The 11,425-nt window shown below is 66.7% G+C and carries 10 protein-coding genes; 5 read left to right on the top strand and 5 right to left on the bottom strand.

Annotation, left to right across the window (positions count from 1 at the left end; genetic code table 11):
• Positions 1 to 322 precede the first annotated feature (322 nt).
• The gene (locus BLQ74_RS02720) at positions 323 to 1,129 is read left to right on the top strand and encodes a hypothetical protein (protein WP_090260595.1); all 807 of its coding nucleotides are present in this window, start codon (positions 323 to 325) and stop codon (positions 1,127 to 1,129) included.
• Between the two features lie 9 nt (positions 1,130 to 1,138).
• On the opposite strand, the gene BLQ74_RS02715 is transcribed toward BLQ74_RS02720, so the two are convergent.
• Positions 1,139 to 1,576 (bottom strand): hypothetical protein, encoded by a 438-nt coding sequence (locus tag BLQ74_RS02715; RefSeq protein WP_090260593.1) that lies wholly within the window; start codon positions 1,574 to 1,576, stop codon positions 1,139 to 1,141.
• 64 nt (positions 1,577 to 1,640) lie between these two features.
• Between BLQ74_RS02715 and BLQ74_RS02710 the strand changes: the two genes are divergently transcribed.
• Positions 1,641 to 2,081: a universal stress protein gene (locus BLQ74_RS02710; protein WP_090260591.1), complete on the top strand. Its 441-nt coding sequence runs from the start codon at positions 1,641 to 1,643 to the stop codon at positions 2,079 to 2,081.
• A gap of 64 nt (positions 2,082 to 2,145) precedes the next feature.
• On the opposite strand, the gene BLQ74_RS02705 is transcribed toward BLQ74_RS02710, so the two are convergent.
• Positions 2,146 to 2,829 carry a DUF6901 family protein gene (locus tag BLQ74_RS02705; protein ID WP_090260590.1) on the bottom strand — a complete coding sequence of 228 codons (684 nt, stop codon included), beginning with the start codon at positions 2,827 to 2,829 and terminating at the stop codon, positions 2,146 to 2,148.
• 70 nt (positions 2,830 to 2,899) lie between these two features.
• Positions 2,900 to 4,807, bottom strand: coding sequence for an ATP-binding cassette domain-containing protein (locus tag BLQ74_RS02700; protein ID WP_090260587.1), 1,908 nt, complete (start codon positions 4,805 to 4,807; stop codon positions 2,900 to 2,902).
• Positions 4,808 to 5,004: 197 nt separating this feature from the next.
• Here BLQ74_RS02700 and BLQ74_RS02695 point away from each other — a divergent pair, with 197 nt between their 5' ends.
• From BLQ74_RS02695 to BLQ74_RS02685, 3 genes are all read left to right on the top strand, one after another.
• Positions 5,005 to 6,933: a transglycosylase SLT domain-containing protein gene (locus tag BLQ74_RS02695; protein ID WP_090260585.1), complete on the top strand. Its 1,929-nt coding sequence runs from the start codon at positions 5,005 to 5,007 to the stop codon at positions 6,931 to 6,933.
• 257 nt (positions 6,934 to 7,190) lie between these two features.
• Entirely contained in the window at positions 7,191 to 8,630 is a 1,440-nt protein-coding gene (locus tag BLQ74_RS02690; protein ID WP_090260582.1) for a DUF3300 domain-containing protein, read from the top strand.
• Positions 8,631 to 8,644: 14 nt separating this feature from the next.
• The gene (locus tag BLQ74_RS02685) at positions 8,645 to 9,532 is read left to right on the top strand and encodes a DUF2950 domain-containing protein (protein WP_090260579.1); all 888 of its coding nucleotides are present in this window, start codon (positions 8,645 to 8,647) and stop codon (positions 9,530 to 9,532) included.
• Positions 9,533 to 9,568: 36 nt separating this feature from the next.
• Here BLQ74_RS02685 and BLQ74_RS02680 read toward each other — a convergent pair whose 3' ends face one another.
• Together BLQ74_RS02680 and BLQ74_RS02675 are read right to left on the bottom strand one after the other, a co-directional pair.
• Positions 9,569 to 10,378: an MOSC domain-containing protein gene (locus BLQ74_RS02680; protein ID WP_090260577.1), complete on the bottom strand. Its 810-nt coding sequence runs from the start codon at positions 10,376 to 10,378 to the stop codon at positions 9,569 to 9,571.
• A gap of 103 nt (positions 10,379 to 10,481) precedes the next feature.
• Entirely contained in the window at positions 10,482 to 11,411 is a 930-nt protein-coding gene (locus BLQ74_RS02675) for a chemotaxis protein CheV (RefSeq protein WP_090260575.1), read from the bottom strand.
• Positions 11,412 to 11,425: the final 14 nt, after the last annotated feature.

The following is an 11,425-nucleotide window of genomic DNA, read 5'->3' as shown; positions in this document are numbered from 1 at the left end:
CGAGTCTGTGTGACTAGCAAACGCTCGATTCATACGCCCGTTTGATTCGGGTGTGCACACCTTCACGGAAAAGCGCTGGCTTGTCAATCGGCAGGCGGCTGCGGGAAAGCCGGCGAAATGCCTCTGGCTCGCTCTATTCAGCAGGGGATTTTCCCGCCATTCAGCAAAAGCATGGGCCAGGTACCGGCCGATGGAACGGCCGTTCCGCCGGCAACTGGCCAAAGCCCCCGGACGCGCGTTAGAGTCCGCCAGGCCGGTTGCCGCGCCGCGCAATCCGGCAGAAGAAGAAAAAGAAGCCCAACGGCCCCAAGGAGATGGATCCATGCCACGCCGACCGCTGGCCCGCCTGCTGTCCTCGCTGATTCTGTCCGCCCTCCCCGCCCTGGCCGCCGCCGCGCCGGCCGAAGATCTCCTCGCCGTCCACCAGTTGCGCCTTGCCGCGCAGCGCAGCCTCAGCGATTTCTTCATGCTCACGTCGATGGAAGGTGACCCGCGCTACGTCAAGCTGATCGACAGCTCGACGCAAGACGCCGACACCCGTGTCACGCAGCTGGGCGACATGCCCGGCGAGGCTTCCCGCCAGTTGAAAAGCCAGTTGCAGACGCAGTGGAGCGCCTACAGGCAGGCCCTGATCGCCCAGACCCAGGCGCAGAAACAGAATGGCTACAGCGATTTCAAACCGCTCGGCGACCTGGCCACGCAGAACCGCCAATTGCTCGACACTGCGGAACAGCTGTACGGCAAGATTCAGGAGGAAAGCGGCCAGCAGGTGCCGCCGCTGACGCAGCAAAGCCGCGAGCAGAGCGTGCTGATGCAGGCCATCACCTGGAACTACGTGTCACGCAACGCATCGGTCGGCGCCAGCCCGGTCAGCAGCGACGACCAGCAACCGCTGGACGACCTGACCAATCGCTTCGCCATCAATCTGCTGAAGTTGCAGCAGGCGCCGCAGACCACCCCGGAAATCGGCAAGGAACTGCACTCCATCGCCATCAAGTGGCACTACATCGAGAAGTCACTGCAAAGCGCCGCCCAAGGCAGCGTGCCCTTCCTCATCGACAAGTACTCCGATGGCATCATTGCCGATCTGGAGCAGATCTCTTCGCTTTATGCCGCGGCGCAACAGTGAATGCGCCGATCAGGCGCGCTGCGTGAAGAACGCGAGGATGCACTGCAGATCGGCGCTGTCGCCATGCTCACCCCAGTAGAGCGCGATGAACTGCGCCGATGCCTCGACCTTGTACACATCCGCCGGCAGGCCGGCCAGCGCGCTCGCCAGCTCGGTGTCGGCGCAGGGCTCGCGCCAGCGGTCCAGCCAGACGCCCGGCGCGCTCTGCCAGTAATCCCAGGTATCGGTGCGGCCCCGGCTGCGCGGCCGGTGATATTGCGCGCAACTGCGCGGCGGCTGACGCTCCAGCCAATGCGGCCACTCCTGGCGCGCCATCTGCATGGCCAGGCCCAGGCGCCGCGCCTCCAGACGCAGATTCATCTGCCCGCGCTGGCCGCGCGATGGCAGCAGCCAGGTCAGCGGGCTGAGCACCAGGGCGAGAAGCAGGATCACCAGCCAGACACTCATATCAGGTATACCCCGGCCCGACGGGCCATACTTGTATTCATTCAGTCCTCCGGAGGAGACACTCATGCCCTATCAACACATTCTGGTCGCGGTTGATCTGACCGATGAATGCGACCCGGTGATGAAACGCGCCGTGGCACTGGCCGCCAGCACCCAGGCCAAGCTATCCACGGTGCACGTGGTCGAACCCATGGCCATGGCCTTCGGCGGCGACGTGCCGATGGACCTGTCGATGCTGCAACAGCAGCAGTTCGACCAGGCCAAGGAGCGCATGCACCAGTTCACCCTCAGCTACCCGCAGGTCTCCGTGGCCCAGAGCCACCTGGTCTACGGCCAGCCGCGCCAGGAAATCCACCGCCTGGCCAGCGAGCAGGGCTGCGACCTGATCATCGTCGGCAGCCATGGCCGCCACGGCCTGGCCCTGCTGCTCGGCTCCACCGCCAACGACGTGCTCCACGGCGCCCCCTGCGACGTGCTGGCGGTGCGCCTGCAGAAAACCGAATGAAGCCAGGCGCGACGGGCGGGCCAAGGGCGCCCGCCGCGCTCATGGGGTCAGGGCAACATGGCGATCAGAACAGGTCGCCACCGCTCATCAGCATCGGGCGGACCTTCTGCAGCTGCGCCTCCAGCGAATAGCTCATGCTTGATGACATCGAGAAGAAGCTGAGGAACGCCTTGAGGTTGGAGTCCCCCAGGCACGTGTCGTGGATGCGTTGCCAGAATGCCTGGTTGACCAGTTGCAGCTGCTGGAACAGGCGCACCAGGCCCTTCAGCTGCCAGTCGGCGTGGCGCCCTTCGCGGTAGTTGAAGTACTGCCGCATCAGGTACAGCGAAACCGCACGGGTGGTGAATTCCTGGTTGCTGGCAAAGGGCAGGTGCTGCTGTGCCATGGGCCTGAGCTTGGCCAGCAACGGGCAGGCGCTGGTGGCCATGATCACCCCCAACAATGCCCGCAGGCCCTCCTCCAGGCCGACGTGTTTGCGGTATTCACGCTCCGGTGTGCGCACCCGCGCCTCGACCTTGGTGAATGCCGGCAAACCGCGGAAATCCTCGATCACCCGATACAGGTCGACCGCCGCCGGGCAATGGCTGTACTGCTCGCGCGACAGCGGGCAATTGCTGCATTGGTTGCATTCCAGGCGCGTCCATTTCGGTGCCTCGGCCGCCCGCTCGCGGTCGTAGCTACGCTCCAGTTCGATGCGGTAGCTGAACTCGTGCTCATCATCCAGGGTGATGCAATAGTCGATTGTCATTCAGACATCCCAAATCATCCATCGCCGATGCATCGGCTCGCCCTCGGGCCCCGCGCCCGCGGCGAACGGCTCACTCTTCCAGTTCGGCCCAGCGCTCGATCAGCCGGTCCAGTTCGGCCTGCAGACTGCTCAGGCGCTCCAGGGCCACGCGGGACTCCTCCTGCGGGCGCTGATAGAAATCCGCTGCCGCGGTTTCTTCCTGCAGCGCGGCCAGCTCGGCTTCCAGGGCGTCGATCTGCCCCGGAATGGCTTCCAGCTCGCGCTGCAGCTTGTAACTGAGCTTTTTCTTCGCCGCCGGCGCTTCCGTCGCGGCCGGCGCCGGAGCCGGCACGGGTTCGCTGGCGACGGCCTTCTCGACCTTCTCATCGCCCACGCCGAGCAGGCGCGGCGAGCCGCCCTGGCGCAACCAGTCCTGATAACCGCCGACGAACTCGCGTACACGCCCTTCGCCTTCGAAGACCAGGGTGCTGGTCACCACGTTGTCGAGGAAGGCCCGGTCGTGGCTGACCATCAGCACGGTGCCCGGGAAGCTCAGCAGCACCTCTTCCAGTAACTCCAGGGTTTCCACGTCGAGATCGTTGGTCGGTTCGTCCAGCACCAGCAGGTTGGCCGGCTTGCTGAACAGCTTGGCCAGCAACAGGCGTGCCCGCTCGCCACCGGACAGCGCCTTGACCGGGGTACGCGCACGCTGCGGGGCGAAGAGGAAGTCGCCGAGGTAACTGAGAACGTGGCGGTTCTGCCCATCGATAGTGATGAACTCGCGGCCTTCGGCGATGTTGTCGATCACCGTCTTTTCCGGTTCGAGCTGGTGACGCAATTGGTCGAAATAGGCCACTTCCAGGCGCGTGCCGACCTTGATGCTGCCGGAGGTCGGCTGCAGATCGCCGAGCAACAGCTTGAGCAGGGTGGTCTTGCCGGTGCCGTTGGCGCCGAGCAGGCCGATACGATCGCCGCGTTGCAGGACCAGGGAGAAATCACGGATCAGCGGCGTACCGCCGGGATGGGCGAAACCGATCTGCTCGGCGACGATCACCTGCTTGCCGGATTTCTCCGCCGTCTCCAGCTGGAAGCTCGCCTTGCCCTGGCGCTCGCGGCGCTCGGCGCGTTCGTTGCGCATCGCCTTGAGCGCGCGCACCCGACCCTCGTTACGGGTACGGCGGGCCTTGATGCCCTGGCGAATCCAGACTTCCTCCTGGGCCAGGCGCTTGTCGAAGAGCGCATTGGCCGCCTCCTCCGCCGCCAACTGTTGTTCCTTGTGCACCAGGAAGCTGGCGTAGTCGCCTTTCCAGTCGATCAGATGACCGCGATCCAGTTCGAGGATGCGGTTGGCCACCGCCTGCAGGAAGGCACGGTCGTGGGTGATGAACAGCACCGCGCCCTGGAAACCGGAGAGAGCCTCTTCGAGCCAGGCGATGGCGCCGATGTCCAGGTGGTTGGTCGGCTCATCGAGCAGCAGCAGGTCCGGCTCGGCGACCAGCGCCTGGGCCAGCAGCACGCGGCGGCGCCAGCCACCGGAAAGCTCGGAGAGGGTCTTGTCCGCCGGCAGTTGCAGGCGGCTGAGGGTGTTTTCCACCAGTTGCTGCAAACGCCAGCCGTCGCGGGCCTCCAGCTCGTGCTGCACCCTGGCCAGTTGCGCCAGGTCGTCTTCGGTCTCGATGTGCTGGCTCAGGTGGTGGTAACGGGCGAGCAACTCGCCAACGCCGGCCAGGCCCTCGGCGACCACGTCATAGACGCTGCGCTCGTCGGCCACCGGCAATTCCTGCGGCAGTTCGCCGATCTTCAGCGAAGGCGCGCGCCAGATGTCGCCGTCGTCGGGCATCTGCTCGCCCTTGACCAGTTTGAGCATGCTCGACTTGCCAGTGCCGTTGCGGCCGATGATGCAGACCCGCTCGCCCCGCTCGATCTGCCAGGACACCTTGTCCAGCAGCGGCGTGGTGCCAAAGGCAAGGGACACATCGGTGAACTTCAGCAAAGTCATGGGGCATCTCCGAAAACTGGGGGCGCAGTGTAAGGGAAAGTCGGCAAAAGTCAGAGTCTCAGACGCATGAGCGGGCATCTTCGGCCAGCGGTCGCAAGGCCCAGGCGGTGCTTCCGCCTCCCTCCCGCAACAGGCTAAGCTAGAGCCTATCGGCGTCGGCCTGCGCTACGCCTTAGATTCACCTGCCCGGAAGAGCCATGCGCGGTCGCCTGTCACTACTGTTTTCCTGCCTGATCCTCTCCCTGACCAGCGCCGTTGCGGCGCAGGCCGCGTCCCTGACACAACAGCGTCAGATGTACGACGAAGCCAAGGCCGCCCTGGCCCGTGGCGACAGCGATCCCTACCTGCGCTATCGCCAGGCCCTGGCCGATTATCCGCTGGAGCCGTACCTGGCCTACGACGATCTGACCAACCGTCTGAAAAGCGCCAGCGATGCGGAAATCGAGGGCTTCCTCACCGAGCACGGCGACCTGCCGCAGATCAACTGGCTGAAATTGCGCTGGCTGCGTCAACTGGCCGATCGCGAAGACTGGAAGACCTTCCTCACCTATTACGACCCGAAGATGAACTTCACCGAGCTGGACTGCCTGTACGGCCAGTATCAGCTCAGCCACGGGCAGAAAGCCGCCGGCTACGCCAGCGCGGAAAAACTCTGGCTGGTGGGCAAGTCCCAGCCGGATGCCTGCGACACCCTCTTCGGCCTCTGGCAGGCCGAGGGCCAACTGACCGAAGACATGGTCTGGAAGCGCCTGAAACTGGCCGCCGAGAAAGGCAACTACGGCCTGGCCAGCACACTGGCGCAACGCCTGCCGAACCTCGGCGTCCTCGGCCAGTTGATGATCAATGTCGCGCAGAACCCCGCACAACTGAGCCAGACCGGGCGTTTCGAGCAGCGTACCCACGCCATGGCCGACGTCGTCGGCCTCGGCCTGCGCCGCCTGGCCAAGCAGGAGCCGGAGCGCGCCATCGACCTGCTCGAGCACTACGAGAACAGCCTGCCCTTCTCCAGCGAGGAGAAGGTCAACATCGCCCGCCAGATCGGCCTTGGCCTGGCCCGCCGCTTCGATTCGCGCGCGCTGCCGCTGATGGCCAAGTACGACCCCGAACTGCGTGACAACGATGTCAGTGAATGGCGCCTGCGCCTGCTGATGCGCCTGGGCCGCTGGGAGGATGCCTACCAGTTGACCCGCCAGCTGCCCAAGGAACTCGCCGAGACCAACCGCTGGCGCTACTGGCAGGCGCGCACCCTGCAACTGGCGCAACCGCAGAACAGCGCGTCGCTCAATCTGTACCAGCCGCTGGCGCGCGAGCGTGACTTCTACGGCTTCCTGGCCGCCGACCGGATCAACGCGCCCTACCAGTTGAACAACCGCCCGGTACCGGTCAGCGCCCGCACCATGCAGTTCGTGCGCAACGCCGCCAGCACCCGCCGGGCGCTGGAGTTCTATGCCCGTGGCGACGTCATCAGCGCGCGCCGCGAGTGGTACTACGCGGCGCGCGTGTTCAACCGTGAAGAGCTGCTGGCCCAGGCCAAGATGGCCTATGACATGCAGTGGTATTTCCCGGCGATCCGCGCGGTCAGCCAGGCGCAATACTGGGACGACCTGGATATCCGCTTCCCGGTGGCGCACCGCGCCAGCCTGGTGCGCGAAGCCCGCGCCCGTGGGCTGCACTCCAGCTGGGTGTTCGCCATCACCCGCCAGGAAAGCGCCTTCATGGCCGATGCCCGCTCCGGCGTCGGCGCCACCGGCCTGATGCAACTGATGCCGGGCACCGCCAAGGAGACCGCGCGCAAGTTCGGCATCCCCTTCGCCTCGCCGCAGCAACTGGCGATGCCGGAGGTCAACATCCAGCTCGGCGCCGCCTACCTCAGCCAGGTGCAATCGCAGTTCAACGGCAACCGCGTGCTCGCCACCGCCGCCTACAACGCCGGCCCGGGCCGTGTCCGCCAGTGGCTCAAGGATGCCCGCCACCTGTCCTTCGATGTCTGGGTGGAAAGCATTCCCTTCGACGAAACCCGCCAATACGTGCAGAACGTGCTGTCCTACGCGGTGATCTACGGCCAGAAGCTCGATGCGCCGCAGCAACTGGTGGACTGGCACGAGCGCTTCTTCGACGAACTCTGAGCATTCGGCTCGTCCGCCCCGGCTTGGCTGGCGGACGAGCCTGAAACCCATCGCCAGAGCGCCTCTCCCCCACCTGTCCCCGCCGCGCACAGCGAGGCGCTCCGCGTGTCGCCGGTAGCGCAGCGCGCCAGCCCCCCCCGCCGCACAAATCACGGCACCCGCAGATCTTCCGACCTATGCTTGCCACTACTGCCCGGCGCGTTTGGCGGCAATCCGGGCCGATATCTCGGTCCGCTGGCCTTGCGGGGAGAAGCGTCATGCACCCTGTTCATCGCTATACCGCCATGCTGCTCGCCGTCCTGGCCCTGGCCAGCCATTCAGCAGGCGACGGCCCCTGCGCCGCCGAAGCAGCGACGACGCCGGCCGAGGCGCCGACCACCGCGCCCTCCACAGCCGCGACGCCTGCCACCGCGACGGCGCCCGCCGCGACGATCGGTGCGAGCGAGGCCGTGTTCAAGCCGGAAGAACTCGACCAGATGCTGGCGCCGATCGCCCTCTACCCGGACGCGCTGCTGGCGCAGATCCTGATGGCGGCGACCTATCCCGGCAACGTCGCCGATGCCGTCGCCTGGTCCAAGGCGCACCCGGACGCCAAGGGTGACGACGCCGTGCGCCAGGTCGCCGAGCAGTCCTGGGACCCCAGCGTGCAATCGCTGGTGGCCTTCCCCGAGGTCCTGGCCACCCTCGGCCAGGACCCGATCTGGGTCCAGCGCCTCGGCGATGCCTTCCTCGCCCAGCCCAACGCCGTGATGGACTCCGTCCAGCGCCTGCGCCAGCGCGCCCAGGCCGCCGGGCACCTGAAATCCAACGAACAGATGAAGGTTTCAGCGCAGCCGGCCGCGCCGACCAAGGCGGCGGAGCCAGCCAGCGCGACCCAGACCATCATCATCGAGCCCGCCGATCCACAGGTGGTCTACGTTCCCAGCTACGACCCGAACGTGGTCTATGGCAGTTGGCCCGCGCCGTCCTATCCGCCGACCTACTACCCGCCGTCGCCGGCCTACACCATCGGCACCGCGCTCGCCGCCGGACTGGCCTTCGGCGCCGGGGTGGCGATCATCGATTCGCTATGGGGCGACTGCGACTGGGGCCATGGCGATGTCGATATCGACGTCAACCGCTACAACAACCTGAACAGCAACCGTCAGCTCAATGCCAACCAGAAGACCTGGCAGCACAACCCGGTCAATCGCCAAGGCGTGCCCTACCGCGATCGCGCCAACCAGGAGCGCTACGGCCGGCGCCTGGAGGGCGGCGAGCAGCGCGCCGCCCTGCGCGGCCAGGACAGCGCGCGCGCCGCCGATCGCGAGCGCGCGCGGCAGAGCCTGGCGCAGCGCGGCATCGAAGCCCCGGCGACGAGCAATCGGCAGGCCCGCGAGCGCGCGCAAACCGCCAATCGCGACCTGAGCCAGCGGGCCAACAGCCGGCAGCGCGAACAATCCGGCGCAGCAGTGCGTCAACGTAGCGCCGACAATCCCAAGGCCCGGCAGCAAGCGCGCGAGCGTTACGCCAGCGCACAGGGCCCGCGCAACAACGCATTCGCGGATGCCCGCAGCCCCACGCAATCACGCGCCAACTTCGAGCGTGGCCAAGCCAGCCGCGCCAACGCCAGCCGGCCTCAGGCAGAGCGCGTCGGCCGCCCGGTGCAACGTCCCGCCTCCGCGCCATCGCGGAGCGCTGGCGGACGCAGACGCTGAGAGGAGAATCATCCATGCATGCCGCGCTGCGTCCCCTTCTCGCTTCACTGTTGCCCCTGCTGGCTCCGCTGGCGTTCGCCCAGCAGGTGTTTCCCACCCCCGATGCCGCCGCCGCGGCCTTCGTCGCCGCGCTGGGCACCCAGCATGCCGATGCCGCGCGCCTGGCGGCGCTGCTGGGCGAGGACTGGCGCAACTACATCCCGGTCAAGCGGATCGAGCGCAAGGATGTCGATGCCTTCATTGCGCTCTACCAGCAGAAGCATGTGATCCAGCCCGAGGAGGATCACGCCCACCTGGCGGTCGGCAACGAGGCCTGGGTGCTGCCGCTGGTCCTCAGGCACGGCGCGCATGGCTGGGCCTTCGACGCCAAGGGCAGCGTCGAGGAGATTCGCTTGCGCCGCATTGGCCGCAACGAGTTGGCGGCGATCCAGGCGGTGAAGGCCTATCACGATGCGCAGATGGACTATGCCGAGGTCGATCGCAACGGCGATGGCGTGCTGGAGTACGCACAGAAGTTCATGAGCAGCAACGGCAAGTTCGACGGCTTGTACTGGGCGGAAGCGCCCGGGGTGGAGATCAGCCCGCTCGGCCCGCTGTTCGGCGACGCCAAGCCCGGCGGCGAGTGGCACGGCTATCAGTATCGGATTCTCACCGCGCAGGGGCCGTCGGCGCCCGGTGGCGCCTACGACTACCGGATCGCCGGCAAGATGACCCGCGGCTTCGCGCTTGTCGCCTGGCCAGCCCGCTATGCCGACAGTGGCGTGATGTCCTTCATGATCAGCCACGATGGCGAGGTGTTCCAGAAGGACCTCGGCCCAGACAGCGCCAAGATCGCCAAAGCCATGCCACGCTTCGACCCGGACAGCAGCTGGAGCGAGGTCAAGGACACGGCCGCGCCCTGAGCCGCGTCAGCCGACGGGAGAGCGGGCAGCCCCGCGCTACTCCAGCACCTCGACCGGCATGCCGGCATGGAGTTCGCCCGTGCCCAGGGCAATCAGGTTCTGCCCGAAGAACACTTCGCCCTCGCGCTCCCGATAGGTCTTCAGGGTCGTCAACGGCTCGCGATCGGCGGAACGCTCCCCGGTCTGCGGGTCCAGCGTGGTGAGAATGCAGCGCGAACAGCCCTTCGCCACGCGGAACGCCAGGTCGCCGATGCGGATGCGTTTCCAGCCGTCCTCGGCGTAGGCGGCACTGCCAGCGACCACCAGGTTGGGGCGGAAGCGCAGCATCTCCAGCGGCCGGCCGACCCGCGCGACGAGATCGTCCAGCGATGCCTGGCCGATCAGCAGCAAGGGGAAGCCATCGGCGAAATGCACCCGTTCGCCGGGCTCGGCGTAAGCAGTGTCGACCTGCCGGGCGCGCTGCTCGGGAATCTGCACCAGCCGGCAGGGGCGGCCGAGGAAGCGGCTGAGCCAATCGGCCGCCGCATCGCCAGCGTCCGGCACCTGCAGGCTGTCGCGCCAGATGGTCACGCCGCGCAAGCCGTCATCCTGCCCAGGCACCTCGACGTGCAGTTCCGCCATGCCCGGCGCGCTGAGACGCAGGCTGTGCCCTTCCTCGCCCCAGCGGGCCTCGATACGCCCCATCTGCGGCAGCAGGCGTTGGGTGAGAAAACGCCCACTCGCCGCCTCGACCACCATCCAGCGACGATCGCCCACCAGCCCCAGGGCATCCAGGCGCGCGACCTGAAGCCTCTCGGCCATGCCGGACTTGAGCGGGTAACGGTAGAGGGCGCTGAGGCTGATCATCGGACGGCTTCCTTGTGCACGGCAAAGCGTCCTTATACGGCCGGCCATGGCCGACCGCAACGGCTGCGCGCCCGCCGCGCAGCGGGCAGGCACGCAGTCCGGGTCAGGCGGGGAGCTTTTCCAGGCGGCGGCGGATCACGTCCACCAGCAGGTCGGGCTGGAATTTGGAAAGGAAGTCGTCGCAGCCGACCTTGCGCACCATGGCGTCGTTGAAGCTGCCCGACAGCGAGGTGTGCAGGACCACGTAGAGGTTGCTCAGGCGCGGGTCGTTGCGGATCTCGGTGGTCAGGCGGTAGCCGTCCATTTCCGGCATTTCCGCGTCGGTGAAGATCATCAGCAGTTTTTCGTCGAGGTCTTCGCCGGCATCGGCCCAGGCCTTGAGCTGGCGCAGCGCGCGCAAGCCATCGGTGGCCACATGCAGCTTGAGGCCAAGCTGGCCGAGGGTGTCGCGCAACTGGGCGATGGCCACGCTGGAGTCGTCCACCAGCAGCACTTCACGGCCACGGGTCTGCGCCAGCAGGTCGGAATCCAGGCGCTCGGCGGAGACGCGGGTGTTCATCGGCACGATCTCGGCGAGCACCTTCTCGACGTCGATGATCTCCACCAGGCGCTCGTCGACGCGGGTGATGGCGGTCAGGTAATGCTGGCGCCCGGCGCCGCCCGGCGGCGGCTGCACCGCTTCCCAGTTGAGATTGAGGATGCGTTCCACACCGCCGACCAGGAAGGCCTGCACCGAGCGGTTGTATTCGGTGACGATGATGGTGCTGCGCTCTTCGGGGCGCAGCGGGCGCATGCCGATGGCGTGGGACAGGTCGATCACCGGCAGGGTCTGCCCGCGCAGGTTGATCACCCCGCAGATCATCGGGTGACGCTGCGGAATCAGGGTCAGGCGCGGCAGTTGCAGCACTTCCTGAACCTTGAACACGTTGATGGCGAACTGTTGCCGGCCAGCCAGGCGGAACACCAGGATTTCCAGACGATTCTGCCCCACCAGTTGGGTGCGTTGATCGACGCTGTCGAGAATACCGGCCATGCCTGCTCCTGAAA

The sequence above is a fragment of the Pseudomonas panipatensis genome (assembly GCF_900099785.1).
Taxonomy (GTDB): Bacteria; Pseudomonadota; Gammaproteobacteria; order Pseudomonadales; family Pseudomonadaceae; genus Pseudomonas; species Pseudomonas panipatensis.
This window is presented reverse-complemented; position numbering and strand designations above follow the sequence as displayed.